The sequence below is a fragment of the Heliomarina sp. genome, from assembly GCF_052826185.1.
Genome location: NZ_JBRBUI010000054.1, coordinates 442827 through 468859, shown reverse-complemented (window position 1 = coordinate 468859; position 26033 = coordinate 442827). Strand labels below are relative to the sequence as shown.

The window sequence follows — 26033 nt, the reverse complement described above, 5'->3', positions numbered from 1 at the left end:
TGACGTCGGAATTCGTGAGGTCGATCGTCGATCACACGATATCAGCCTGCCGTCGCATTGACCGCTTTCTCGGGGTTATCCTTCCCGTCTGCGTCGGCAAACATGTCGCGCTGGCCGGGCTCTTCAGAGGACGACGCCAGCGAGACAGGTTGGGCTTTCGCCCCCTTGGTCCGATGCACGATGTCGTCGTCGCGCTCCGCGAGCCGCCCGCTGAGTGCGGCGATCTCCAGCTCGGCCTTGCGCAGTGCCTCTTCCAAAGTCTGGGCCTTAGCTGCCGCTTTGTCGGCGCGGGCTTCGGCATCGTCGCGCGCGGCAAGCTGACCGTTCAGCCCCGCGATCTCGAGCTCGGCCTTGCGCAGGTTCTCGGTGAGAGCCTGAACCTGCTCCGCGGCTTCCCGGGCCCGCGCCTCGGCTTCGTCGCGCTCATCCTCAACCTGACCGCAGTTCTCGAGCGCTTCCTGAACCTCCGCCTTCAGCTTGTCGCTCTCGACGGCATGCGCGCGCCGCTCAGATGCCGCGATCTCATCGGCGAGCGACCAGGCGGTGTTCCACATCGCGGATGCCGCGTCGTGAAAATCCTCCGGCATATCGGGCGCTTGCCGCGCTGCCTGTTGCTGCGCCGCAATCTCGGCCTTGATCGATTTCAGCATCGGGCCAATGTCCCGAAAAGATCCGCCACCGATCGCTTCGCGGACCGTAAGATTGGTGATCGGCTTGCCCTCTTCGGTGAGCTTCTTGACCCCGCCCCTGACCTGTTTCTCAAGTGACGCGCTGTTCTTCTGGGCCATTTCCGGCCTCCTATATTGGTAATGGTAAGCGCCGGTAATACCGTTACCTGGCGCTACCACCCCGGCGGGGCGGTGCAGAAGAAATGGTACTTTTCCACGTAGGCAAAAAACCTGAGGACGAAAAATCGGCGGCTTGTCTATCAGCCGCCGATGATCGGACCGCGGGTTGCGAGATTGGCCAGATCCGCACCGGTGGCAGCAACCTGCCCGTGCAGCTGCTGATATCCACCAAAGAAAGCAGCGACTTTAGCTACCATTCCCTTTGTCCTGAATGTCATCAAGGCGACTTTCCTTACTTTCGCTGCGAGTGCGCGGTGTGAGATATGTGCAGTGGGAATGTCAGCAAATCGTGTTGTGAAGTTGCGGCGCCCCCGTCGGGGTGGCGTTGGATGCCGTGTCAGGGTATGCATTCGGAGCGTTTGCCCGGGTGCTTCTCGATCGCCCGTATCTGCGAGACTCGTATAGCATGAGCTGGATTGATGGGATCAAACGGTGGGCAGCGGATCTGAAGCGCGAGGTGGTCGCGGTGTGGATCGCTGCGCGCGATCCCAGAACGCCGCTCATGGCTAAGCTGGTCGCAGGAGCGGTTGCCGCCTATGCGGTGAGTCCGATCGACTTGATCCCAGATTTCATCCCTGTCGTCGGATACCTGGATGATCTGTTGATCGTTCCGCTTGGCCTCATGCTCGCTGTGCGTTTGATCCCACAAGGATTGATGGTCGAATTCAGGGAGCGCGCCGACGGTATCCGCGATCGGCCACGAAGCGTTGTAGGAGCGGTGGTCATCGTCGCCATCTGGATTGCCGCCGGCATCGCCCTCGGCACGCTGCTCCTGAAGCAGTGACCCCTTCGAGGAGCGACCTCTTCCGGAGCCGCAAGCTCCCCGGCGACTGACCGCGATGTTTGGAGGGGGAACCGGGATCAGACGTCCGCGAGAAGTGCCCGGAAGATCGTCAGCGGATCGCCATGCCGACGTGCGACCATCCATCGGGCATAGCCGTCGAGATACTTGCTCGCGGGACCCCGCCACTTCTTGCGGAACTCGCCCTTCCACTCGGCGTGGAGGCTATTCACCGTATTCAGGTGGTAGGCTTTCGGGGTGGATTTCCAGCGGCGGCCTGAGACCAGAACCGTGTAGGAGAACCCTCGGGTTCGCGCGATGGCCTCATACTGCGGCGCGCCATCGAACAGGACCATCGCGTCCGGCGCCACCTGCGGCATGAGCGCCGCCTCGATTGTCGGCTGCTTGTTGTCTCTGATGTGCTGGAAGCTGGCCAGCCCGGTTCGATCGACGACGCCGAGTAGCGGGCGCAGCCACTGGCGCACGATGGACTGCGGTGGACCCTTGCGTCCATACTCATGCCACCGCTTTCTGGGCGGCTGCGGAAACAGAGTTGGATCTTGAGCATGCCGAACCCACTCACGCGATCCCTTCCGGCTTTCCCTCTGGAAAGTCTCGTCGGTTTCGATGATCCCAGAGAGGGCGTTCGGCTCGACCTTCAGCAACTGGTTGAATACGATCATCCGCCAGCGCCAGACTGTGTCGCGAGAGACCCCGAGGCGGGCTCCCAGCTTCCGGCAGGAGAGCGGATTGTCCCCCGGGTTGAGCATGTTGCGGAGGGCTTCGATGAAGAGGCCGAGGCGATGAATATGGGCGAGTGGCGTGTTGGTCCGCCCCGTCCAGGTCCGCGAGCAAACCTGGCACCGCCAGCGCCGCGCACCGGCGCGTGTAGAACCCCAGGAAACCCGATCGTCGGAGCCGCAATGGGGACAGGCCCGCGCCTGGCCAACCTCGTCGATCTCGACGACGGCCTCCGCTCTCCGTCGCGCGGTCGCAAGGGCCGCCTCCGCTCTCAAGATCTGCGCGGGCGGCAGTTCGGAAATGGATTTCAGAAGAATATCAAGCAGTTGGGTAGGCGTGGCGTGGCGCATACAGCATCTCCGGCACAAAGGGAGAGGCAATATTGGCTATTTTCGGCAGAACGAAGGCGGCCAACACGATTTGCTGACATTCCCTGTGCAGTGACCTCACGGCGATCCTAAAGCCCTCAGGCAACAGCGTAGCTTGAGAAGTTACCCGTGGTGCCATCCTTATGGATCAGGAACACATCGTAGGCTTCCCGCTCATCCTCTGGACCCATGCCCGGTGACCCGTAAGGCATGCCGGGAACGGCGAGACCGATGGCATCGGGGCGCTCTGAGAGGAGCCTTCGGATGTCGGTCGTCGGCACATGTCCCTCAATCATGTAGCCCTCGACCTCGCCGGTGTGACAGGAGGTCATGCTCTGGGGGATGCCGTTTTCGAGCTTATGCCGGATCAGGAGGGTCCCGAAGCTACGCTCGGTGGTGACTTTGAAGCCATCCTCCTTCAGGAGCTCGATCCAGGCGGTGCAGCAGCCGCAATTCGGATCTTTCAGGACGTGGATCGCGGGGGAGCGCTGGGCCAGTCCGGCGGTTGGCGCTGTCGCGGCGAAGCACGCGGCGGAAGCCATCATGGCGCGGCGAGTGAGTATCATCAGTGTCTCCTTTTCAGATCGTTGAGGCTGCGTGATCGGGGCGTGTCTCAGCGGTCAGACCGACGTGCCCCGCAGGTTCAGGTGTGCCCGTGGGGCCGGAAGAACAGCAGCCGGAGAGCGTTCATCGTGACGAGCACCGTGGCGCCGGTATCCGCGAGGATCGCGATCCAGAGGCCGGTGATCCCGAGCACGGTTGTCACCAGGAAGATAGCCTTGAGCCCGAGCGCGATCGCGATGTTCTGGTGGATGTTTGAAATGGTGGCGCGGGAGAGACGGACCATGCCTACCACATCGGTCACGCGGTTGCGCAGGATCGCCGCGTCGGCCGTCTCGAGCGCGACATCGGTGCCCGAGCCCATGGCAACGCCGACATGCGCGGCGGCGAGCGCGGGCGCGTCGTTGATCCCGTCGCCGATCATCATCACCCGTGCGTCCGCCGTCAGGTCGCGGATCGCCGTCACCTTGTCTTCCGGCATTAGCTCCGAGCGATGCTCGAGCCCGAGCCCGTCTGCGATAGCCTGCGCCGTGCGCGGGTTGTCCCCGGTCAGCATGACCGAAGAGATGCCGAGGCCCCGCAACTGCGCAACCGCATTCGCCGCATCGGCGCGCGGCTCGTCCCGCAGCGCGATGAGGCCTTGGGGCACGTCATCGCGCAACACGATGACCACGGTCTTGCCGTCGGCTTCCAGCGCCGCCACGCTGCTCCGCAGGTCGTCCGCGAGCGCGCCGCGCTCCTCCGCCAGCCGCGGAGAGCCGACGCAGACCGTCACGTCGTCGATGGAGGCCTCAGCCCCCTTGCCGGGGAGCGCGCGGCCCCCCTTGGCTGCCGCCGCACCCACGCCCCGCCGCTCGGCCTCCGCGCAGATCGCCTGTCCCAGAGGGTGGCTCGCGCCGCTCTCGACGCCGGCCGCAAGGGCCAGAAGGTCATCCTCGCTCCCGCTCAGCAGCGCTACGTCCGTCACGCGGGGCCTGCCATGCGTGAGCGTCCCGGTCTTGTCGAAGGCGACATGGGTCGTGCGGGCCGCCGCCTCGATCACTGCGCCGCCCTTCATCAGCAGGCCGTTGCGCGCCCCCGTGGAGAGCGCCGAAGTGATCGAGGCCGGCACAGAGATTACCAGCGCGCAGGGGCAGCCGATCAGCAGCAGCGCCAGCGCGCGGTAGATCCATTCTTCCCAACCCAGGCCAAAGGCAAGAGGAGGGACGACGGCGACGAGAACAGCTGCTCCGACCACGGCGGGCATGTAAACCCGGCTGAACCGGTCGATGAAGCGCTCGGTGGGCGCGCGGGCGCTCTCGGCTTCTTCCACGAGGCGGACGATGCGGGCGATGGTGTTGTCCTCGGCCGACCTCAACACCCGCACGCGCAAAAGCGCCTCGGCGTTGATCGACCCGGCGAAGACCTCCGCGCCCGGTTCCTTGAGGCTCGGGACGCTTTCGCCAGTGACCGGGCTCTCGTCGACGCCAGAGGTGCCTTCGATCACCTCGCCGTCGCAGGGCACGCGGTCGCCGGGGCGGACCTGCACGACCTGGCCGATCTGGAGCTTCTCGGCCGCGACCTCACGTGTCTTGCCGCCGACCTCGAGCCGCGCCGTCTTCGGCACGAGCTTCGAGAGCGCCCGGATGCTGTCGCGCGCCTTGCCCGCCGAGACGCCTTCCAGGAGTTCGCCCACGGCGAAGAGGAAGACGACGAGCGCCGCCTCTTCCGGCTCACCGATTATCAGCGCGCCGCCAGCGGCGATAGTCATCAGCATCTCGATGGTGAAAGGCATGCCGGCCCGCGTCATGGCGAAGGCGCGCCGTGCCACGGGCGCGATCCCGACCAGTGTCGCCAGGACGAACGCCCAATGCGCGATCTCAGCCGGCAGGACAAGCCGTGACGCCCAAGCTGCCGCGAGCAGTACGCCGGTTCCGAGCACAAGGCGACCCTTGGAAGTCTTCAACCAGGAGGTCGGTGCATCATCGTCGGGCCCAGTGATCTCCTCCGGCTCGCGGTCGATTTCCACGGCCTCCGGCGCATCCGGAAATGCTCCATCCGGCAGGACAAAGCCGCCCTTGGGCTTCTCTGGCCGTGCGCCCTTGGGCGAGATACCGAAGCCGACGCCTCGCACCGCCTTCTCGATGCACTCGGGCGATGTCTGTGTCTCATCGAGCGTCAGTCGCAACCGCTCGGCCATCAGGGCGACATCGACACCCTCGACGCCAGGCAGGCGCTCAACCGCTCCGCGCACCTTTGCGGCGCATGACCCGCAATCCATGCCTGTGACGCGCCATTCGCGTTGTCCTGCGCTCCCGTCTGCCATGATGTTTCTCCGTCGTGATTCTTCGATCGGAACTCGATATAGGACCTACAGCAACTGTAGGTTCAAGCCGCGCGAAGAGGTTTTACGTATCTTTGGCCTCGGGGACGCGACGCTAACGACGGAAGGAGACGATTATGTTGTCCATTGGGACGCTGGCAAGGAGGACCGGCACCAACGTGCAGACGATCCGCTATTACGAACAGATAGGTTTGATGCCCGAGCCCGGGCGGAGCGAAGGCGGCCAGCGTCGCTACGGGACACTGGAACTCGACCGGCTCGCCTTTATCCGGCACTCTCGACAACTCGGCTTCTCATTGGAGGCGATACGAGAGCTTCTGGACCTATCTGACAGCCCAGAAAGGTCCTGTGCGCAGGTCGATGCGGTCGCTCAGAAACAGCTCCGCGAGGTGGAGGCGCGCATCTCTCGGCTTGAGGCGCTCCGGATGGAATTGCAACGAATGATCAGCGAGTGCAGGTCCGACCGAGTTGCCAACTGCCGCATTCTTGAGGTGTTACGCGACCACGAAGAGTGCCTCTCCGATCACGACCGGCCCGGTTCCTGATGCCGACCGCGTTGATCTACCTGCCCGTCTCGTGAGGCGGCTACAAAGATCATCGGTTTTGCGGTGCCCTTACCCCTGGGATGGTAGGCTCCTGAGAGGGATTTCGATGCTCCTCCGACATACGCCTCGTCGACCTCGACGATGTCCTCCAGCGGCAGCAGCTCGGCGTTCCGGTCGTCCATCATTTCCCTGATGGCGTGCCCCAACTTCCATGCGGTCTTCTGGTTCACGCCGAGCAGCCGTGCCATCACGACCGAGGAGATGCCCTCCCACCTGGGGCGGGGCGGCGGTGCGACCTTCATCGGATCTGCGAAGTGCCTGACCCATTCGCGAGAACCTTTTCGAGACTCTCGCTGGTAGGTTTCGTCAGCCTCAATGATCCCGGAAAAATTCGCCGAGGAGCCACTGCGTTCGATGATTGAAAACACCAGCATTCGCCAGCGCCAGACCGTGTGTTTGTTGAGCCCGAGCCGTCTCGCGAGTTTGCGCACCGACTGCGGTGCGGAGGTGCCCAGCATGTCCCGCAGCGCCGCCATGAACAGGTCTGGGCGATGGATGTGGCCGATGGCGCTGCCGGTTCGGCCCGAATAGGTCTTCTGGCAGCCGGTGCAGAGGTAGCGCTGGACCTTGGTCCGCGTGCGGCCCCACTTCTGCCGGCGCTCATCACCACAGAAGGGGCACTTGTGATCTTGAATTGTCCGTGCCTCGATCTCCGAGATTGCTTCCGTCTTCCGTCGGAGATCCTGGATCTTCGTTTGGGCGTCCTCAATCTGGGCCGGGCTCAGACCGTCGAGGGAATCGAGAAAACGGCGAAAGTCGTGGTGTAGCAAGGGCATCCTCCGCTGGAAAAGCGGAGTGATATAGGCCTTTCTACGAAATCACGAAGCACACCAACACGGTTTGCGGACACCCCCATTTTCAACAGACTGGTTTGAAAGGCCAGTCATTGCAACTACCTGCGTCCCGGGCGCGATCCTACCGGTGGGCATCTGGTCACGGCCGCAGCCTCTCCTTCCTCGATCATGTTCCACCACGATCTTCGGCTGCGTCGGGCGCTCGCCGGGCGCGGCGGGCGCTGCGCGCGGCGGGGGTGAATCGGGGCCTGTGGCCGTGAGACGAGCTCACAGCCTTGGCCTGCGGCCTGGGTTCCCCCCGTGTAGCGGACACGGACCTGTCTCACTGAGGGATCGTCTTCGTCGTCCGATGAATCCTCGTCGCCCGCTGCGTCCACTGGACGCGGCTTGCCCTTTCGGTACCACGTCGCCCGCGACATGCCGACGGCAAGCCATGGCTTTTCGCGGCTGTCCGCGTTCCGGTCGAGATATTCCTTGCGCGTCACAGCGCCGACTTCCTGGCGCCGCCGCTTTTCCTTTTCGGCCTTTCTCCGCGCGCGCTCGGTGTCGGAATAGACCTGACGCAAGCCGAGGGTCCGGGCGAGGTCGTCAGAGATGTCGAGCTGGGTCGCAACGGTCTGCCCCCTGTAATGCAGACGCCCATCGAGGAGCGGACAGGACGAACTTGCCTCCTGCGCCCTGGCTTCGGCGGCCCGGACCAGGCGTGCAATCTCGCCCTCCGGCAACCCCGGCGTGGCCCGCCGGGCGATTTCCTCGACCCGAGTCCCCAGATCGCCGTCCGGTATTGTATGGGTAAGGCAGGTCGCCATGAGGTGCAGCCATATATTGCGATGGCCTTCGGGCACCGAACCACCCCAGTGCTCGAGAAGCCGCAACAGATCCTGCTCGATCAAAGCAAAGCGCTGGCGCGGCGACAGGCCCCCATTCCTCGGCGGAGCCGGCCGATCTGAGGCCTTCTTTATCCGCGCCTCAAGTTCCGCCCGGGTGGGCTTCCCAGCGGCTATATAGATGCGATCAGCGAAGCCCTCGAAATCGTATCGCTGACCAGTTCCCCCGATAATTTCGACCACCCTCCGCGCTTTCAGGTTCACCGTGCCGGGCAGTCGGAATATACGGGGACAGTCAGAACAGGCGCTGTCAGCACCCAACCCGGTGAACAACTGGATCAATGTCTTCATGGCGGAACTCCATCGCGCCAGGGCCGCCTTGGGCAGCGGTCGGATCAGCCAGATCGCAGCAAGTCCGCGGCCAGTCGCCAGCAGCAACGAGGGCTGAGGTAGGTCGGCCTGTTCGAGTCTGGTTGCCAGCTTCTGCGCCCATCCAGAAGGATAGGAAATGCCATTGTCCTGCAGGCGCCAAACGTCGAGATCAAGGTACAGGGCGTTCAGTTCCGCCACCTTCTTCGACGACCGAGGGCCGTTGAAGCGATTGAGCGTGATGTAGGCGCTCTCGTCGAGCATGACCTCCGCGGAAAAGGGCGCGGTCGACGGCTGGTAAGTCCGAAACTCGGCCTTTTCCCGAGCGTCGATCCTGCCAATCGTCACTTTACCGTAGGAGTCCATCGGATGAAGGAGCCGGACATAGTCGGCGGTGGACATGCCCGCAAGTGCGGGTGTGACGGGTTCGGGTGGGTATCTGAGCTCTCTCATCGCAGGGAACTGGTTCCCTGCAGCGCTTCTCGGAAATTCTGATCTGCGTCTCTGGCCCGGTCAGTTCAGGCGACAACCCCCTCCCTCAGTCCGGGATCGGAACCGTTGAGCCTATGCCCCGCCAAGCAATGCGTCGAGAGCCAGGGCCGTCGTCAGGCCGACCCCGACATCGCCCATGGCGGCCCTGAGGGCGCGCGGCTCCACGCGCCCGGCCTGGAGCGCCCTCCGAGCCGCGAAGGCCGCGCCGACAAGGGCGGAGGCGCCCGCAGCCTCTACCATCTCCTGGGCAACGCTCTCGCCAGGCAGCGTGTCGAATGCAGCGAGCACTTCCGATTCGAGTTCTGCATTGCTGTATCCACTGCTCGAAACGCCCGGAATCATGGCGGCGACCTCCTCGGTGGCAACGATGTCGATGCCGGGGTATCGCGTCAGGTGCTCGTAGACGCGTTCGGGCGAGGCCACGGCCTTGAGTTGCACCGCCCCGATGACCTCGCCGTCGATGGTAAACTCCACGTCCGATCCCGGGTGGTTCGTTGCCACAGGAAGCTGCGCCAGAACGATGTCGCCATCCGCATTCTCCGCCGCTTCGAAAAGCAGTTCATGGTAGATGCCTTTCACGTTCGAGACGACGCCGCGCAGCTGTTCGGGCTCGAGGCCGACCAGATAAGCCGCGAGATCCGCTTCGCTTGCCTCGGCAAGATCGTTCCGGGACCGGCGAAGAGCGTCCAGGACGAGCGCCTCCTCCACCCTCCACTCCCGATCCGGATCGTCGATGAGGCGCTGGAATGTGACCGCGAGCACCACGGCGGCGCTACGCCGGCTCATGCTTTGGCCCATTTCCCGGCGATGCTTTCGAGCCGCAGAAGGGCGCGCCGCAGTCGCCGCCGCGGCCAGTAGGCCAAAGACCCCGAGTGCGCTGCGCATGTATCGTCTCCATCGGTTTGTGTATCTTTGGCGTAGAGCGCGTAGAGCGTCGATGCGAGTGGCAGCAGGCCTTGCCGGGCGAAGAGACGCATCTCGATGGGGGCGAGCGGCACCGCCTTGGATCGCGTTGCATGCACGGGCGCAGCGAGGCGCAGGGCGGCATAGAGCGCCGCCTGTTCCTGGGCGCTCAGGCTCTTGCCGGTCCTGCGACGTCCGAACACGCGCCTGCGCACGAGGATGGCGGCCGGGATGCCGGCAGCAATCGCGCCGCCCGTCATTATGAAGCTTCCTGCGGCAACACCCATACCGACGCTGGAGCCGATCCAGTAGAGCGTTGCCGTTGTGGCGGCCGCCCCAGACAGGGTTGCGATCGCCGTGCCGGTGCTCGCGACTCCGAAGGCGGCAATACCGCCGAAGGTCCCTGCCATCACGCCGGCGGCGACAAGCTTCGAGGTCGCGACTCCGACTATCGTGCCGGCGGTGCGGTTCGATTCCTGGAGGATGCTCCCGATCACGGCCGTCAGGGCTTCGTCGAGTGCCTTCAAGTCCTTGGCAATCGCGCGCGCCCTTCTTTGGCGCGGAGTGAAGGCGAAGCGTGGAACGGCAGCCATCACAGATCGACCTCGACCCCGGTGTGCTTTCGGATCTTCTCTCGCACCAGGCCTTTGGCCAGCGCTCCAAGCGCCTCGAGGCTGAAGCTCCCGACGGCCCGGGCACCCTCCTTGGTGCGGCGCCAGATTTCCTCGTCGCGGATGGTGTCGAGATACTCGTGTCCAGCCATGGTCAGCCGGATCGGTAACATCGCGAAACGCGCCTTCATCGTCTTCGCGTCAATCGCTGAGATCAACCCGGCTTCATCAAGGAGACGCACCTGATAGTCGACTTGTATCTTAGCAGCATCAAGGCCGGAGAGATCGGCGTAGCCCGGACGGGACTCGCCGTCGTAGGCCTCGATGGCCAGCAGGATGTTACGCTCGAGATCCGGATCACGCTTCATCTGTCGGGCCTTCCTGCTGTTCCGGACGCCGCGCATCGACGACGACCGCCCGTTCAACCGAGAGCTGGTTCATTGGTCTCCCTCTCCCAATGTTCTGTCGGCGGTCTCGCCAGAAACCTGGGAAAGATGACGATCCAGGACGAAATCAACAAATGTGCTGGCGGCCCCAATCGCGAGGCGAGCATGACGTGGCTGAAGGCCCTTGAAATCGCGACCGCGGCCATGACCCTTTCCATAGGCATTGCGCAGCGGGGCGAGGGAGTGCGCGATGTTCCCCAAGCTTGTCAGGATACCCCTGATTTCATTCGCGCCCTTTGCGTTCTCATTGATCCCGTCCGGCATGATCTTGATCTCCTTGCGGAGGAGCTTCAGCAGCTCGGGGATCTCAGCCTTATCAGGATAGGAAACCTTCCGATCATCGAGGATCAGCTTACAGCAGCTCTCCACGATTTCCTTGGCCAAGGCGATCGCTTCGCCAGGCTCGCTGTCGCCGATGCGCTCGAGGCGCCGGAGGTCTTCGTAGAGCGTATCCGAGTTCAGAGTGGCCGCCACGGCTTTGATGCGCTGGACCGATCCACCCAGGGCGTGAACCTTGCGTTGCGGCACATAGGCCGGCCGGCCATCGATGATGGCGTCCTCGACGAGTTCCCACCCGTCAGTCCGCAGGTGACCGTTGAACGCCCGGGCGAGCGCGTCCTGCTCCGCGTCGTCTTTCCGGACGATGGGATGAAGAACTTCACAGATGAACTTCAGGAAGATGGCCTGGTCGGTGGCATAGAGACGGAAGCGCGGGTCGCTGTAGATCCAGTCCTGTGACCAGTCGAAGTTGTTGATGCAGTGCTGCCAGATGTCCTGCTCGGCGTTCTGGAACCGGCTGTCATGAGAGGGCAGTGAGGTTAGATCGAAGATGCGGCTGAGAAATGCGATCTCATCCAGAGCCCCGTGCCAGGCGGTCTGCCTGGCGCGCATCTCGTCAAGGATGGCAGCGCGTGTCCGTTCGGCGATCATCCCGTCTGGAAGACGCCGCCCCGGGGGCGGCGCGCGCATCGGCGAGATCTCCGCGCTCACCCAGTATCCGTTGTCCTTTCCTGTGACGAGTTCGAGGTTCTTCGAGATGAGCTCGGCGATCTCGCCCCGGCGGCCTTCGATCGACACGAAAACACTCACAGGGACACGAAGGAAGATAGTCCAGAGCTCGGTGCCGCCATTCCAGTTGTCGTAGCCGACCTCGGCGATCTCGATATCCGCCTGGCTCATGGCGCGGAGAGCGTCGTTCTCGCCCTTCTGACGAAGGAGCTCCGCCACAGTTGGTAGGCTGCCTTCGATCTCACGTCTTATGCTAAGGTATCTCATGGGCGAGCGATCTGTAGCGAAGAAGAGTGTTGGCCTGACACCACAGGCTCAATGGAAGGGCTTAGCGTCGCGCACCAAGTGACGCGCGAGCTTCTCGTTGACAGCTCGAAACAGGCGCTCGAACCGGTCTATGGCGTCAGGCGTCAGAACATCTTCAGGTGTCTGCCCCATCTTTTCGAGAAATCGGCGCGCGGGGCGGGTCTTGATGAACTCCACATCGACACTGTTGAGAGCCTGCTCCATGCGCTTGGCAAGCCTCGGGATGCGGTCGTTCAAAGTGAGCTTCTTCTTCCCGATCTCGCGAGCATGGCTGTCACGGACCAGCTTCTCGTAGATCGCGGCGTCAAGCAGGTCCTCGATGTCGGCATCCTTGGGGCGCGCGTCCTCCTCGAAGGCATCAGCGATCGAAAGGATGTTGTTCTCCCGGAGGACCTTCGTTTTCAGGAGATCTTCTCGGGTCGAGATCGCGTCCTTCTCGTGGTCGAGCAGAACCAGCACGTTCAGGTTCTCCGACGCAAGCAGCGCCGCCATGTAGGGGATCTTCTGGGCGCCGCCAGCAGGCGTGATCGTCAGGCTCTCATCGAGACCTTGCCGGCCTTGGGAGGCCAGGTACTCCGACACGGACGACAGTATCCAGAAATCGGTCACGCCCTCGACGATCAGGTTGCTACCGCCAAGGAAGAGGTTCTGCGCCAGATCGTAGCCGAGGGCCGCTTGGAGCGGGAACAGGGTTCTTCGGTCGCCGGATGGGTTGTTGGTGACCGTGGTTCCATCGGCCTCGGCGATGTTGACCGTCCGTACCCAGTCAAGATGCCTGGTCGGCACCATGAAGGGGGAATGCGTGGTATAGAGTATCTGGTTCTCGAAATCGTCTTCCAGGTGGGTGAGCAGGTCGCCCTGGGACTTGGCATGCAGGTAAAGCCCTGGCTCGTCGAGCAGCAAGATCGCTGTGTCCTTGTCGCCTTTGTCAGTGTCAGCCGCGAAGGCGGTATAGAAGCTGAAGAACCACTGGAATCCGCGACTGCGTTCATTCAAGTTCACGTCCACGTCGAAGGTATGAGCGGTATCCGACACGAAGGTTTGGAAATCGTCGCCATCCGGATTAAAGCGAACCTTTACCTTCCGATCGGTCCAGCGCTTCTGTAGCTCTGCGGACACCACGGCGCTCGCCCGGTTCGCGAGCTGGTTCCGCTGTTCCGTGTCCGACTTCTGCAGCTCCTGAAGCTTGGTCGGGTTGAGTCCGGCCACCTTGCAGAGCTTCTCGAAATTCTCGTCAGCGGTCTCCAGAGTGCCCTCGGCCTTGCGCTTGAGATACGCGGGAATGTTCTGGTGCCCAGGAATTTCCGGATAGTCGTCGAAATAGACGAACAGGGGCAGCTGCTCCATCAGCCAGTCCTGAGCTGCGGCATGTGCCTTTTCGTCTCCGGCGATCGCCTGAGCGTCCTTCTGCAGGCCCGTCAGAACCTCTTCCTGCTTGTCGGTGAGATCCTCATCGGCCTTGGCCAGTTCCGTCCGGAGCGTGTCGATTGCGGCGATTGCTGCGGTTGCCCAGTCTTGAGCATGCTCCTGGGACGCTGCGGCGGCCTTGAATGTCTCGGCGGCCGTCTCGAGGGCCGATTTTACTGCGGCTTCCTCGACCCTGGATGCCGCCGCTTTGACGCTGGCGCCGATCCTCTCCACGGCTTTCTCGATGACTTCCGTGTCAAAAGACAGATCATCGCGTGAGATGAATATGGTGCGCTTCGCGCCGTAGAAGCGCGTGATCGCGATGGGTTCATCTGGCCGCGCACGAGGCCAGATCTTGGAGACCTGGGCCTGCTCATGTTCATCCAGCGCCCAGGTCGTGACGACAACAGGGGTGTTTTCGCTGCATTCCTCCAGTCGGCGATTGCGAGGGAAGTCCTTCACGTCGTTCAGGGGCTGCATGCCGCCGACGGGGTTCAAATGGGTCAGGGCCCGCAGAAGGTTCGATTTGCCGCTTTCGTTCCGCCCCAGTAGAGCCGTGATCCGGGAGGCTGAAATCTCGCCGCTGTCTTGGATGGAGCGGTAGTTCGTGACCCGGAACGTAAGGATTTGCATTTTGGAAAGCCTTGAAACTAATGAGCGTTCACAAGGGGATACAACATTACATATTCAATGCAAACCTCCCCATACTTCAGCCATCGGGAATTCGAGGACCACAACGGTTGCCCTGATCCCCTACCTTGGACCGCCGGAATCTGGATTTTCCTGGCAGTCTCACGATGATGGGCTGGTTGCGCCATCGGGATAATGCACGGCAATCGGGACGTTGTATCCGATCGGACCGTGGGGGCGGTCTTGTTTGTAGTGTCTACGCCAACCCCGCTTTGAGCAAGACCGTCGCCACCGGCAGGAGCGATCGCGGAACGCTTCCGACACGCTCGATATCACACCATCTTTGTCTGAGCGAAGCCAAGGAAGCAGGAGTTGGATTCTACAAGATTTCACGCCAACGAGGTCGCCGGCGACAAAACCGCGGTAATGCGGCGGCAAATTCTACAAAATTATCGAGTGTTTTCAATAATATTTGCGGATTGCAAATCCGTGTACACCGGTTCGATTCCGGTACTCGCCTCCATTTTCCTTAAACTTCAAAACACCAGAAATCCAGAGACGCTGGCGATCGGTTGGATTCTAAATGTGCGGAGTTCTGTGCGCATGCCATCTTAGGTGTCTCCAGTTTCCCAGACACCAACCTGTTCAACTTCTGCTTCCAGCCCTTGCAAGACGGCTCGCGCTCAAATGTTCTGTTATCCAACCCGGAGGTCGACCTCAGTTCAGGTCAGCCCAGTTACGCATGCTCTGGGCCGGGTTACGACTTTTAGGCTAGGCGCCGCGTTACTTGGTGCAATGTCCGCCATCTGCGCAACTTTTCCATCAGTATTTGGCGCGCCGAACGAAAGCTCTATCCAGGGCTATATGTCTGCTTTCAAATTTTTGCGCGCGATGCGGTGCGAATGGAAGCAGATGTTGCCCCCCCAGTAAGGCCTGCCCGAAGATCACTCTGTGTGATAGAGGCAAAGCTAAGTTTAACATCTTACAGCATCACCAAGGCCATTCGGACAGCGAGGCAAACGGGCGCATGCGTACATTTCAATCGTCGTTCAAGGCAACAAAGGAACGCCGCCTCATAGTGCAAGGCGACCGGAGCTTCATATTCGCTAAAAATTTGGAAAAATGGTGCTGCTGGAGAGAATTGAACTCTCGACCTCTCCCTTACCAAGGGAGTGCTCTACCTCTGAGCTACAGCAGCGCCGTGGGCGGCTGATTAGACGCAAACCGCGCGTGGTGCAAGGGCAATCTGGACGCTTTTTTATTGCTGGGATAGAGAAGGTTCATGGCAAGAAAATCACCCCCCTCTCCCGACCGGAACGCGGCATCATGCCGCGAAGATCGCCTTAAGGCTGCGCTGAAGGCAAACTTGGCTCGACGCAAGAAACAAGCCAAAGCAAGAACGCAGTCACGGGACGAGGAAAATGGCGAACCGGGCGTAACAGAGAAGGATTGAGGCGAATGGATACAATTTTTGTGACGGGTAACGGCCCACTTATCGGCCAGATACCGATCGCAGGTGCCAAAAATGCCTGCTTGACCCTCATGCCAGCGACTCTGCTAAGCGATGAGCCGCTGACCCTGACGAATGCGCCACGTCTGAGTGACATTCGCACCATGACCGCGCTGCTGACGTCGCTTGGCGCCGAGGTGTCGTCCCTTCAGGACGGCAAGGTCCTCGCGCTCTCGAGCCATGCAATCGGGAATCACACTGCGGATTACGACATCGTTCGTAAAATGCGGGCTTCGATTCTGGTTCTTGGACCAATGCTGGCCCGAGATGGGCATGCCATCGTTTCATTGCCAGGCGGCTGCGCGATTGGTGCCCGCCCGGTCGATCTGCATCTCCGGGCGATGGAAGCGCTTGGCGCAGAAATGGAGCTCCGCGACGGCTATGTGCACGCCAAGGCGCCCGGCGGGCTCAAGGGCGGTATCGTCGAATTCCCGTTTGTTTCGGTTGGGGCGACGGAGAACATTCTGATGGCTGCGACACTGGCCAAAGGAACTACAGTTATCAAACGCGCCGCTCGCGAACCTGAAATTGTCGATCTCGCTCACTGCCTCCGCAAGATGGGCGCCCAGATCGAAGGCGAAGGAACTGACACCATCACGGTGCAGGGCGTCGATAAGCTACGCGGCGCGACGCATCCTGTCGTTACCGACCGAATCGAACTGGGCACTTATATGCTCGCCCCCGCGATCTGCGGCGGCGAGGTTGAACTGCTGGGTGGACGTCGCGATCTCGTCGGCGCATTCTGCGACAAGCTCGACGAGGCGGGCGTGGATGTTCAAGAAACGGATAACGGGCTGATGGTCAAGCGACGCAGCGATCACATCAAAGCAGTCGACGTCGCGACTGAACCCTATCCGGGCTTTCCGACGGACCTGCAGGCGCAGATGATGGCGTTGCTTTGTACAGCCGACGGCGTCAGCGTTCTGGAAGAAAAGATCTTTGAAAACCGGTTCATGCACGCGCCCGAACTCACCCGCATGGGTGCTCAGATCGACGTGCAGGGCGGCACTGCCACTGTGACCGGCGTAAAAAAACTCAAGGGAGCCCCAGTCATGGCCACCGACCTGCGTGCAAGCGTTTCGCTGATTCTGGCCGGTCTCGCCGCCGAAGGAGCCACCAAGGTCAGCCGGGTTTATCACCTTGATCGGGGCTATGAACATGTTGTCGGCAAGCTGAAGGGCGTAGGTGCGAACATCGAACGTGTTTCGGACCAATGAGCAACGACGCCACCTTTGAAGAAGGCCGGGAACTGCCTCTGAACCTCGGCGCGATGGACGCCGAGGATCTCAAGGTGATCTCCGCACTCGCCCAGGATGCCGTCATTCCGGTTACCGAGATGTCCTGGCGGCGCAAAGAGCGGCGCTTTGCCTTGTTGCTGAACCGGTTCCGCTGGGAGGACCGCGAGCGTGCGTCGCTTAGGAATCGCCCTGTTGAACGCGTTCAGTCTGTGCTTTCCATTGAAAACGCACTTAAGGTTTCCGCTCAGGGTATTGATCGAACTGACAAGGATATCATTCTCTCGCTGCTCGACATTTCCTATGAGCCCGGTGATGACGAAGGCGGATCGGTGCTTCTGACGCTGGCAGGCGATGGCGCAATCGAGATCCAGGTCGAAACGCTGGAAGTGCGCCTGAAGGATGTCACCCGCCCGTACCGGGCCCCGTCCGGAATGGTGCCCGACCACGGGGATTGAGCCCGTATCAATGCGTGCTTAGGCAAGGTTCACCGGTCTGGATCCGTGATCAGACCGGCAAATTCCAAGGGATGGTGCCGGAAGCATTTTCTATACTTGAACCGAAAGTGTCGTCGACAATTGCGAACCTGAGTTCCTCGAACACGCCTTGTGCTTGAGACACGCTCCCGACCCTAGTATGAGCGAGAAAAAGGAACGCCAATGCCAGTCTTTCTCGATACGAAATCTGCTGATTTTGCCGCACAATTCGATGCGCTTCTGTCTGCAAAGAGAGAAGACAGCCCGGATGTGGACGAGGTCGTGGCAAAGATCATCGCTGACATTCGCGGCCGGGGCGATGCGGCATTGATAGAGCTGACGGCCAAATTCGACCGCCTTCAGCTGACACCCGAGACGCTGGCCATCAACGCGGACACCGTGGATCAGGCGATTGCCGAAGTCTCGGAGGAAGAACGGGACGCCCTTGAACTCGCCGCGGATCGCATTCGCGCCTATCACGTTCGCCAAATGCCATCGAGTGAAAGCTGGACGGATCCCGAAGGCGCGACGCTCGGCTGGCGTTGGTCTGCCGTCTCGGCAGCCGGTCTTTATGTCCCCGGTGGCATTGCCTCTTACCCGTCTTCCGTCCTGATGAACGCGATTCCAGCAAAGGTCGCTGGCGTCGAACGGCTGGCAATTGTGGTACCCAGTCCCGATGGCGTTCTGAACCCTCTCGTCCTGCTTGCCGCGCGGTTGGCTGGCGTGGATGAAATCTATCGCATTGGGGGTGCACAGGCGATTGCCGCGCTTGCCTATGGAACCGAGACCATTGCCCCGGTGGACAAGATTACCGGTCCGGGCAACGCCTATGTCGCCGCCGCAAAACGGCGCGTTTTCGGCAAAGTCGGCATAGACATGATTGCCGGACCTTCCGAAATTCTGGTGATCGCGGACAAGGATAACGACCCGGACTGGATCGCTCTGGACCTGCTGAGCCAGGCCGAGCATGACGAAAGCGCACAATCGATTCTGATCACCGATTCTCCGGAGTTTGCAAATGCCGTTGCCGCAGCCGTAGACAAACGGCTCGAAACACTGGAAAGGCGTTCGGTTGCTTCTGCAAGTTGGCGCGATTTCGGCGCGGTGATCACCGTCCGAGATCTCGACGAGGCAGTAGAGCTTTCCAACAGTATCGCACCTGAACACCTCGAACTCTGCGTGGCAGATCCTCATACCCTGTCGGAAAAGACCGTACATGCGGGCGCACTGTTTCTTGGTCAATGGACACCCGAAGCGATCGGAGATTACGTCGGCGGTCCCAACCATGTCCTGCCCACGGCAAGGTCCGCACGTTTCTCCTCGGGCCTTTCCGTGATGGATTTCCTGAAACGGACGACCATCGCCCAGATGACCCCGGCCGCCCTGCGGGCGATAGGGCCTTCTGCCGAACGGCTCGCGATTTCCGAAAGCCTCCAGGCACATGGCTTGTCGGTGAGGACAAGGCTGGACAAGCTGAACGACTGATAGAACCGGACGCTGGGATCTCTGCCCATTGCCGCAATGCGGCGACTGCGCTACTCCTTTTGACGGTAAAGTTAGCGAGATGTCAGTCATGTCACGTATTGCAGAGATCAACTTGGACGACGCGGGCCTGCCGCCTCCGACTCCGGAAATCGAGCAGGAGCGCAAGGTCGCCATTTTCGATCTGCTCGAAGACAACCAGTTTATCCTGCCCTCTCGTGAGGGGCGGGATGTTCCTCCCGGCCCTTATAAGCTGAATCTGGCAATCCGGGAAAAACGTCTGGTTTTTGATGTCGAAACGCCCGAGGATCAGAAAGCGGCGGAATTTCATCTGTCACTTGGACCCTTCCGGCAAGTGGTGAAAGATTACTTCCAGATCTGCGAAAGCTATTTCAACGCGGTCAAAACCCTTCCCCCAAGCCAGATAGAGACCATCGACATGGCACGCCGGGGCATTCACAACGAAGGCAGTCGGGTGCTTCGTGAACGGCTGGAAGGCAAGGTCTCTGTCGATGAAGACACCGCCCGCCGGTTGTTCACTCTGATCTGCGTGCTGCATTTCGGGGGATGATTTGATCCAACCGCTCCCGCAATCGATCCTGTTCTGCTGCGATCACAACGCAGTACGGTCACCGATGGCCGAGGCCATCACCAAAAAATTCTACGGGATGTCGACCTATGTCCAATCGGTCGGAGTCAGAAATGATCTGGAAATCGACGGGTTCGCGATTGCCGTCTGCCAGGAACTGAATGTCGAACTGTCCCGTCACCGCTCACGTTCTTTCGACGAAATGGAGCGACTTGGCGATGACCTCAGCAGTTTCGATCTTGTGGTCGCCCTATCCGACGCCAGCTATGCGCGGGCTATCGAGCTGACACGCTGCTTTCACGTCGAAGTCGAGCATTGGCCGATACATGATCCAACCGGTCAGGGTGAATTTCGCGCCGACCGTTTGAACAGCTACCGCAAGACCCGCGATCAGATCATCGCACGATTGAAAGCGCATTGGGGAGAGCCGACGCAGGTGCAGTAGACTTGCCAGAGAAGGCTTGCATTTTCGCATTTGGCGGGTCTTCCTGCGCGTCGAAACATTCAACACCAGGGGCCGACATATGCATATCGTTCAACGCTACTTCGACGCTTTTAATGCTGGCGATACGGCCACGATGCTGGACTGCCTGACAGATGACGTGGCTCACCACGTGAACGAAGGCAATATCCGCACCGGCAAGGAAAAATTTTCTGAGTTCTGCGACCACATGAGCCGCTGCTACAAGGAAAACCTGACGGATATGGTGGTTTTCGATGGCGCCGAAGGCACGCGTGCAGCGGCTGAATACATCGTAAACGGCACATACCTGCAAACCGACAGCGGACTGCCCGAAGCCAAGGGCCAAACCTATCGCCTGCCCGCAGGATCCTTTTTTGATCTACGCGACGGAAAGATCGCCCGTGTCACAACCTACTACAACCTCGCCGACTGGGTCGCTCAGGTCTCGTGATCGAAACCCGGCTTCTCACTGGTTCTGACCTCGACGCAGCACTCGACGCGGTCGCTACTTTGCGGATCAGCGTTTTCCGCAACTGGCCCTATCTTTACGATGGCGACCTCGCGTACGAGCGGAATTATCTCGAAGCCTACCGGTCATCCGACCGGGCAGCGGTTGTAGGGGCTTTTGACGGCGACAAGTTGGTTGGTGCGGCGACAGGCACACCCCTATCCGATCATGCCAAAGAATTCGGCGCAGCCTTTGAAGGCACCGGGATCGATATATCCAAGGTCTTCTATTGCGCCGAATCGATTTTGCTTCCCGCTTATCGCGGTCAGGGGATCGGACACCGGTTCTTTGACCTGCGCGAATCCCATGCCCTCAACTATGGTTTCAAGCAAAGTGCATTTTGCGCCGTGATCCGCCCGCAAGATCACCCTGCCCGACCAGTTGCCTATGCACCGCTGGATCCGTTCTGGAAATCCCGCGGGTACAAACCTTTGCCCGGCGCCGTCGCCTCATTCGCGTGGAAGGACGTGGGCGAAACCGAAGAAACCAGGAAACAAATGCAGTTCTGGTTGAAATCCGACCTCTGATTTGCCCAGAATAGGCCACACCGCACAGGACACCCCAATGAAAATCGCAACTTCTGCCTACCCGCTCGACTTCTTCGAAAACTGGTCGCAATACGAAGACAAGCTTTCGTCCTGGGTGGCCGAGGCTGCAGACAATGGCGCCGATTTATTGGTTTTTCCGGAATACGCTGCCATGGAACTGGCGACTCTTGCGGGCGCAGACATCGCGGCCGATCTCGAAAAATCGCTCTTCGCCGTGTCCGAACGCATGGAAGACGTGCAGGCGCTGCACAAGAATCTCGCGGCGAAGCACGGAGTCTATATTCTGGGCGCGTCCGGCCCAGTGGAACAGGCCTCCGGTCGTCCAGTCAATCGCGCTTACTTCTACTCGCCCAGCGGCGAGGTCGACTTTCAGGACAAGCAGATCATGACGATGTTCGAACGGGATCCGTGGGACATCGCACCCGCCAACCCATTGAAACTGTTTAATACATCGTTGGGCAAGATCGCCGTCCTTATCTGTTACGACAGCGAGTACCCGCTTTTGAGCCGCGCCGTCTCGGATGCCGATCTCATCCTCGTGCCCTCTTGCACTGAAACGCTCGCCGGCTATTGGCGGGTGCGCATCGGTGCGATGGCGCGGGCGCTGGAAAATCAGTGTGTGTCGGCAATGTCGTCCATCGTGGGCCGTGCCGAATGGTCCGAGGCTGTTGACAACGGACACGGGGCGGGCGGCGTGTTCGGTCCGCCGGATACCGGCTTTCCGGAAACCGGCGTCTTGGCCGAAGGCAAGCTGAATGAGCCAGGCTGGACCTATGCCGAGTTCGACCCTGCCGCCGTCGCACATGTCCGAAAGGACGGGATCGTGCGCAATCGCAGCCACTGGGATGAGCAGGATGACCGTACGAAATCGGTAACTTTTGTGGAATTGGGTTGATTGCGCCTTGAAAAAAGGCCCGAAGAGGATCATTTAAGCGCACGGTCCGCAACTTGGCGGACACCATTGCAATGGAGACAACATGGCCAAGGAAGACACTCTCGAATTCCCCGGCGTCGTGAAGGAACTCCTGCCCAATGCGACGTTTCGGGTCGAACTTGAGAATGGCCATGAAATCATCGCACATACGGCAGGCAAGATGCGCAAGAACCGCATCCGTGTTCTGGCTGGCGACAAGGTTCAAGTCGAAATGACGCCCTACGATCTGACCAAGGGTCGGATCAACTACCGCTTCAAGTAACGCCGCATCCGTGGCTTTTATTCTCGGATCCGGCAGCCCCCGGCGGCTGGACCTGTTGGCTCAGCTCGGGATAACCCCCGATGCGGTGCGACCGCCGGATATCGATGAAACACCGCTAAAGGCAGAGAAACCGTGTACCTATTGTGCACGGATTTCATCCCAGAAAGCTAAGGCAATTTCTGCCGAACCCGATGACATCGTGCTTTGCGCTGATACCACCGTCGCGCTCGGTCGCCGCATCCTGGGCAAACCCGAAAACCGCTCGGAAGCCGAGAGCTTTCTGCGCACCCTTTCGGGTCGACGGCATCAGGTCATCACGTCGGTCACCCTGCGAAAGAACGACAGATTCTGGCAAAAGAACGTGACCAGTCAGGTCAAGATGAAGCGCTTGTCGGACCCCGAACTGACCCGCTATCTTGATAGCAATGACTGGCAGGGCAAGGCGGGCGGTTATGGTATTCAGGGACCAGCAGGTGCTTTCATTCCATGGATTTCAGGTTCTTTTACCGGCATCGTCGGCCTGCCTCTTTCCGAGACGGCGAACCTGTTGCAAGCTGCAGGCTATCCGCTCTACGGGGAAAGTTCATGAAGGGTCGGACGATCATACTTGATGAATGGAAAGGCCGCGATGCCGCCGCGCTCATCGTAGATGGCAAGCTCGAGGATTTTTTGATCGACAGCGACCAGCCTGCACCCGGCACGATCTACCGCGCGCGCGCCGACCGCCCGGTCAAAGGTCAGGGCGGAATGTTTGTGACAACGCCCGACGGCCCGGCTTTCCTCAGGCAAATAAAAGGCCTTTCTCCCGGAAGCATGTTGCTCGTCCAGGTGACCGGTTATGCCGAACCGGGCAAAGCCATTCCTGTCACCAGCAAGCTATTGTTTAAAAGCCGCTATGCGATCGTAACGCCGGATGCGCCGGGCATTAACATTTCCCGTTCCATCCGGGATGAAGATACGCGGAATGCGCTGCTTGAGATCGCGCATGACGTGATGCCCGACAGCGACCACGGCCTTATCCTTCGATCCGCCTGCGACGGCGGCGAACCAGAAGAAATAGCCGAAGATATCCAAGCCATGTCCGCATTGGCGACGCAGGTGCTCTCGGATGACGGGGACGAGGTCGAAACATTGGTCGAGGGCGACGGCGCCCACACGCTCGCATGGCGGGAATGGAGCGATCACGCCGAGGTTCTGAGCGAGCCAGGCGGGTTTGAGGAACTGGGTATCGTGGACGACCTGGAAGCGATTGGTCAGGCATATGAACCGCTTTCCGGTGGCGGCCATTTGTACATCGAACCTACACGGGCGCTTGTTTCCGTCGATGTGAACACAGGGTCAGACACATCGCTGGCCGCCGGCCTAAAGGCCAACATGGCCTGTGCCCGCGCCCTGCCCCGTGCGCTGCGTCTCAGGGGGCTGGGCGGCCAGATCACCCTCGATCTTGCACCGATGCCCAAAAAGGACCGACGCAGCTTTGAGACCGCCCTGCGTGCTGCCTTCAAGACCGACTCCGAGGATACGGTGCTTGCAGGCTGGACCCCTCTTGGACATTACGAACTGCAACGCAAACGCGGTCGCCTTCCATTTCACGAGGTTTCCACATGACTTGCCCATTCTGCGCCGAAGAGACCGATCCCAAATACCGCCCTTTCTGCTCGCGCCGTTGCGCAGATCGAGATCTGGGAAAATGGCTTTCCGGCTCTTACGCGATCCCGTCCGAAGAGCCCGAAGACGTCGAGAAAGCTCTGGAAGAAGCGGAACGCGCCAAGCACGGACCACATTAATCCAAAACATCAAAAAAGCCTCTGGACACCCACCTCACATAGCCCTAGAACGCCGAAACCCGAAAGGTTCATCCTTTCCCGGTGCCCGGGTAGCTCAGGGGTAGAGCAGTGGATTGAAAATCCTCGTGTCGGTGGTTCGATTCCGCCCCCGGGCACCACTCATCACCTTAGATGCAGTGAAATCATCGCTTTAGAAGCCGAATTTGTCCCACCACCGTCCGGCATGGGCAAAAGTGGGACGTTTTTGTTCGCGCTCTGTGCTTGAAGACACCCTCGTCTTGGCCGTCAGCCATCCTCCTCATTTTCACTGCCATCGCTTTTCACTCTCTTGGTGATCGCCCTTGAGGTAGTCGTCCGCGACCTTGCCAGCGGTCGCGTGGCCTTCAATGTCCGGCCCGCACCATCCGCCAAGGCGGACCGTGTTGAACATGAAGCCTCCGCTTTTCCCGCCGTCTTTCCGGGGCGCGTCCATCAAGGACGCCAACCCAAGAGAGAAAGGAAAAGACAATGGGACTTGATATGTATGCAATGGTGACTGACGAGCATTTTGACAGCGATGTGGATTTCAAGCCAGAGCGGCCCACCGAACTGCACTACTGGCGCAAGCATCCGAACCTTCACGGCTGGATGGAACAGCTCTACTTCGACAAAGGTGGCAGTGCTGACAGTTTCAACTGCGTCTGCGTGGCACTGACAGAGGCCGATCTGGATCGCCTGGAAGCTGATATCAAAGGGGCTGGCTTGCCAGAGACCTGCGGCTTCTTCTTCGGTGCCTCCGATGGCACGGAAACCGAAGACGATCTTGCCTTCGTCGCCAAGGCCCGCGAGAGGGTCAAGAACGGCTACACCGTCTTCTATGACTCGTGGTGGTAGTGATCCCGCCGAAGCGGTCGAAAGCCGCTTCGGCAGGTTTCAACCCTTGTCGCGAGACAGATGCTTCATGCCGGATGCCGCCAGCACCTTCTGGCGTGCAGCACGAGTATAGCGCGAGGCTTCTTTCATCGTGCTCCAGCCGAAGATTGCCATTAGCTGACGCTCGGTGGCGCCGTTCTCTGCCGCAAGCGCCGCACCGGCCTTGCGAAGACCATGCGCAGAGCAGTGCTTGAGCCCTGCGGCGTCGCACTGCTTGCGGAACCAGTTGCCGAAGCCATTCGAAGTGAAGGGCTTGCCAAATGCCGTCACCAGAAAGGCGAGATTGCCTGTCGGTGTCGCATCGATCACAGCTTCAAGCTCCGGCAGGACGGGGATCGATAGCGTAACGGGTTTTCGGCTACGGTTCTTTTGCTGCGTGAGAGTGAGCCAGCCATCCTTGATGTGTTGGGGACCGAGCCGCACAACGTCCGACCGCCGCTGCCCGGTGTAGAGCAGCAGCGCAAGCGCGAGCCGTGCCTTCGAGCCAAGCGCATGATGTTGCTCAAACTGCGCAACTTCTTCCATCGTCCAGGAATGAAAGCCATCGCTCGCCGAGCGGATATAAGGGACATCGCGCGCTGGATTGCGGTCGGCGAACTCGTACTCGACCGCGAAGTTGAAGATTTGCCGCAGGGCTTTGACAACGCCGTTGGCAGCTTCCGGCGTGTCTGCCCTGTCATCGCGCATCTTGCGCACATGGCGTGCTTCGAGCAGCGCGTAGGGGTTCTTGCCGTTCTTCTCGCAGACGCCATCGAGAATGCGGCGGCGGACATATTGCGTGCGCGGTGCCAGGCGCCTGAATTCAGCGGAGGCGAAGTATTGCTCGCAGAGCCATCTGAACGTGCCTTTGTTGCCGCGCCGGTCGAGCGCAGGCGCTTGGGGCCTGTCCGGCGCGTCATGAAGAGCCCTACGATACTCATCCAGAAATTCCTGCGTGCCGGGCTGGCTCTTAAGTCTTACCTTCGGCTGACCGGGCTTGCGCAGGTAAACGCGCACATTCCCATGGCGGTCAGTGTCTTCGACCACGTGTTTCAGGCGAAAACTGCCTGTGCCATCTCTCATTCTGAATGTCGGCATCGCTCTATGCCCTCTATTGCATCAATCATCCCATGGGTTGTCTTGAACGGTCTCTCCATCAGGAATCAGCTCGAAGGCCCGGTCAAGCCTTATCCTGTCCCAAACTGTTCGGCTGTTGATCCGCTTTGGTGGCGGCATCCGGCCATCGTTCACTAGAATGTCAAAGAGCGAGGGCGATACGCCAACATAGGCGGCGGCCTCCACACGGGAGAGGCCGCGCGGCGCCAGAG

General features: G+C 60.5%; 27 protein-coding genes, 2 tRNA genes and 2 pseudogenes. 16 read left to right on the top strand and 15 right to left on the bottom strand.

The window, feature by feature from the left end; translation table 11 throughout:
* Positions 1-41: 41 nt before the first annotated feature.
* Entirely contained in the window at positions 42-788 is a 747-nt protein-coding gene (locus ACU0FH_RS20455) for a DNA-binding protein (protein WP_446196562.1), read from the bottom strand.
* 466 nt (positions 789-1254) lie between these two features.
* Between ACU0FH_RS20455 and ACU0FH_RS20450 the strand changes: the two genes are divergently transcribed.
* Complete coding sequence (locus tag ACU0FH_RS20450) at positions 1255-1632, top strand: YkvA family protein (RefSeq protein WP_446196561.1); 378 nt, start codon at positions 1255-1257, stop codon at positions 1630-1632.
* A gap of 77 nt (positions 1633-1709) precedes the next feature.
* Here ACU0FH_RS20450 and ACU0FH_RS20445 read toward each other — a convergent pair whose 3' ends face one another.
* From ACU0FH_RS20445 to ACU0FH_RS20435, 3 genes are all read right to left on the bottom strand, one after another.
* Entirely contained in the window at positions 1710-2720 is a 1011-nt protein-coding gene (locus ACU0FH_RS20445) for an IS1595 family transposase (RefSeq protein WP_446196560.1), read from the bottom strand.
* Positions 2721-2836: 116 nt separating this feature from the next.
* Entirely contained in the window at positions 2837-3304 is a 468-nt protein-coding gene (locus ACU0FH_RS20440) for a DUF411 domain-containing protein (protein ID WP_446196559.1), read from the bottom strand.
* A gap of 77 nt (positions 3305-3381) precedes the next feature.
* Entirely contained in the window at positions 3382-5604 is a 2223-nt protein-coding gene (locus ACU0FH_RS20435; protein WP_446196558.1) for a heavy metal translocating P-type ATPase, read from the bottom strand.
* 134 nt (positions 5605-5738) lie between these two features.
* Here ACU0FH_RS20435 and ACU0FH_RS20430 point away from each other — a divergent pair, with 134 nt between their 5' ends.
* On the top strand, positions 5739-6167 hold the full coding sequence (locus ACU0FH_RS20430; protein WP_386375959.1) for a MerR family transcriptional regulator: 429 nt from the start codon (positions 5739-5741) through the stop codon (positions 6165-6167).
* Positions 6168-6187: 20 nt separating this feature from the next.
* On the opposite strand, the pseudogene ACU0FH_RS20425 reads toward ACU0FH_RS20430, so the two are convergent.
* The 9 genes and pseudogenes from ACU0FH_RS20425 to ACU0FH_RS20385 all read right to left on the bottom strand — a co-directional run.
* A pseudogene (locus ACU0FH_RS20425) lies at positions 6188-6436 on the bottom strand (IS1595 family transposase); the annotation flags it as partial.
* 327 nt (positions 6437-6763) lie between these two features.
* Positions 6764-7003 (bottom strand): annotated as a pseudogene (locus tag ACU0FH_RS20420) (transposase-like zinc-binding domain-containing protein); the annotation flags it as partial.
* Positions 7004-7119: 116 nt separating this feature from the next.
* Positions 7120-8670, bottom strand: coding sequence for a hypothetical protein (locus tag ACU0FH_RS20415; protein ID WP_446196557.1), 1551 nt, complete (start codon positions 8668-8670; stop codon positions 7120-7122).
* A gap of 111 nt (positions 8671-8781) precedes the next feature.
* Positions 8782-9495 carry a hypothetical protein gene (locus ACU0FH_RS20410; protein ID WP_446196556.1) on the bottom strand — a complete coding sequence of 238 codons (714 nt, stop codon included), beginning with the start codon at positions 9493-9495 and terminating at the stop codon, positions 8782-8784.
* Positions 9492-10205 carry a hypothetical protein gene (locus ACU0FH_RS20405; protein WP_446196555.1) on the bottom strand — a complete coding sequence of 238 codons (714 nt, stop codon included), beginning with the start codon at positions 10203-10205 and terminating at the stop codon, positions 9492-9494. The genes ACU0FH_RS20410 and ACU0FH_RS20405 overlap by 4 nt, the downstream gene beginning before the upstream one ends.
* Positions 10205-10591 carry a DUF2513 domain-containing protein gene (locus tag ACU0FH_RS20400; protein ID WP_446196554.1) on the bottom strand — a complete coding sequence of 129 codons (387 nt, stop codon included), beginning with the start codon at positions 10589-10591 and terminating at the stop codon, positions 10205-10207. The genes ACU0FH_RS20405 and ACU0FH_RS20400 overlap by 1 nt, the downstream gene beginning before the upstream one ends.
* A 69-nt stretch (positions 10592-10660) precedes the next feature.
* Positions 10661-11896 carry an abortive infection family protein gene (locus ACU0FH_RS20395; protein WP_446196553.1) on the bottom strand — a complete coding sequence of 412 codons (1236 nt, stop codon included), beginning with the start codon at positions 11894-11896 and terminating at the stop codon, positions 10661-10663.
* A 96-nt stretch (positions 11897-11992) separates the two neighbouring features.
* Positions 11993-14023, bottom strand: coding sequence for an AAA family ATPase (locus tag ACU0FH_RS20390; RefSeq protein ID WP_446196552.1), 2031 nt, complete (start codon positions 14021-14023; stop codon positions 11993-11995).
* Between the two features lie 1120 nt (positions 14024-15143).
* A tRNA-Thr gene (locus ACU0FH_RS20385) sits at positions 15144-15218 on the bottom strand.
* A gap of 260 nt (positions 15219-15478) precedes the next feature.
* Between ACU0FH_RS20385 and murA the strand changes: the two genes are divergently transcribed.
* The 13 genes from murA (at position 15479) to ACU0FH_RS20320 (ending at position 23972) form a co-directional block, all read left to right on the top strand.
* Positions 15479-16747: a UDP-N-acetylglucosamine 1-carboxyvinyltransferase gene (gene murA / locus ACU0FH_RS20380; RefSeq protein ID WP_446196551.1), complete on the top strand. Its 1269-nt coding sequence runs from the start codon at positions 15479-15481 to the stop codon at positions 16745-16747.
* Positions 16744-17223 (top strand): DUF2948 family protein, encoded by a 480-nt coding sequence (locus tag ACU0FH_RS20375; protein WP_446196550.1) that lies wholly within the window; start codon positions 16744-16746, stop codon positions 17221-17223. The genes murA and ACU0FH_RS20375 overlap by 4 nt, the downstream gene beginning before the upstream one ends.
* 201 nt (positions 17224-17424) lie before the next feature.
* Positions 17425-18726 (top strand): histidinol dehydrogenase, encoded by a 1302-nt coding sequence (gene hisD, locus ACU0FH_RS20370; RefSeq protein ID WP_446196549.1) that lies wholly within the window; start codon positions 17425-17427, stop codon positions 18724-18726.
* A gap of 88 nt (positions 18727-18814) precedes the next feature.
* A complete protein-coding gene (locus ACU0FH_RS20365; protein ID WP_238369963.1) occupies positions 18815-19294 on the top strand; it encodes a UPF0262 family protein in 480 nt (159 codons plus the stop codon).
* 4 nt (positions 19295-19298) lie between these two features.
* Positions 19299-19757 carry an arsenate reductase/protein-tyrosine-phosphatase family protein gene (locus tag ACU0FH_RS20360; protein WP_238370216.1) on the top strand — a complete coding sequence of 153 codons (459 nt, stop codon included), beginning with the start codon at positions 19299-19301 and terminating at the stop codon, positions 19755-19757.
* Positions 19758-19836: 79 nt separating this feature from the next.
* A complete protein-coding gene (locus tag ACU0FH_RS20355; protein WP_088633918.1) occupies positions 19837-20226 on the top strand; it encodes a ketosteroid isomerase-related protein in 390 nt (129 codons plus the stop codon).
* On the top strand, positions 20226-20810 hold the full coding sequence (locus tag ACU0FH_RS20350) for a GNAT family N-acetyltransferase (protein WP_446196996.1): 585 nt from the start codon (positions 20226-20228) through the stop codon (positions 20808-20810). The genes ACU0FH_RS20355 and ACU0FH_RS20350 overlap by 1 nt, the downstream gene beginning before the upstream one ends.
* Positions 20811-20847: 37 nt before the next feature.
* Positions 20848-21726, top strand: coding sequence for a carbon-nitrogen hydrolase family protein (locus ACU0FH_RS20345; protein ID WP_446196548.1), 879 nt, complete (start codon positions 20848-20850; stop codon positions 21724-21726).
* Between the two features lie 82 nt (positions 21727-21808).
* On the top strand, positions 21809-22027 hold the full coding sequence (gene infA / locus ACU0FH_RS20340) for a translation initiation factor IF-1 (protein WP_005978431.1): 219 nt from the start codon (positions 21809-21811) through the stop codon (positions 22025-22027).
* Between the two features lie 10 nt (positions 22028-22037).
* The gene (locus ACU0FH_RS20335; protein WP_446196547.1) at positions 22038-22616 is read left to right on the top strand and encodes a Maf family protein; all 579 of its coding nucleotides are present in this window, start codon (positions 22038-22040) and stop codon (positions 22614-22616) included.
* Positions 22613-23635, top strand: a complete 1023-nt coding sequence (locus ACU0FH_RS20330) for a ribonuclease E/G (RefSeq protein WP_446196546.1) — start codon at positions 22613-22615, stop codon at positions 23633-23635. Before ACU0FH_RS20335 ends, ACU0FH_RS20330 begins: the two co-directional genes overlap by 4 nt.
* Positions 23632-23814: a DNA gyrase inhibitor YacG gene (locus ACU0FH_RS20325; RefSeq protein WP_446196545.1), complete on the top strand. Its 183-nt coding sequence runs from the start codon at positions 23632-23634 to the stop codon at positions 23812-23814. Before ACU0FH_RS20330 ends, ACU0FH_RS20325 begins: the two co-directional genes overlap by 4 nt.
* A gap of 83 nt (positions 23815-23897) precedes the next feature.
* Positions 23898-23972, top strand: a tRNA-Phe gene (locus ACU0FH_RS20320).
* Between the two features lie 146 nt (positions 23973-24118).
* On the opposite strand, the gene ACU0FH_RS20315 is transcribed toward ACU0FH_RS20320, so the two are convergent.
* Entirely contained in the window at positions 24119-24244 is a 126-nt protein-coding gene (locus ACU0FH_RS20315) for a hypothetical protein (protein WP_446196544.1), read from the bottom strand.
* A gap of 77 nt (positions 24245-24321) precedes the next feature.
* Here ACU0FH_RS20315 and ACU0FH_RS20310 point away from each other — a divergent pair, with 77 nt between their 5' ends.
* The gene (locus ACU0FH_RS20310; RefSeq protein ID WP_446196543.1) at positions 24322-24687 is read left to right on the top strand and encodes a phosphoglycerate kinase; all 366 of its coding nucleotides are present in this window, start codon (positions 24322-24324) and stop codon (positions 24685-24687) included.
* 39 nt (positions 24688-24726) lie between these two features.
* Here the strand turns inward: ACU0FH_RS20310 and ACU0FH_RS20305 are convergent, their stop codons facing one another.
* On the bottom strand, positions 24727-25752 hold the full coding sequence (locus ACU0FH_RS20305; protein ID WP_446196542.1) for a tyrosine-type recombinase/integrase: 1026 nt from the start codon (positions 25750-25752) through the stop codon (positions 24727-24729).
* Between the last annotated feature and the right edge of the window lie 281 nt (positions 25753-26033).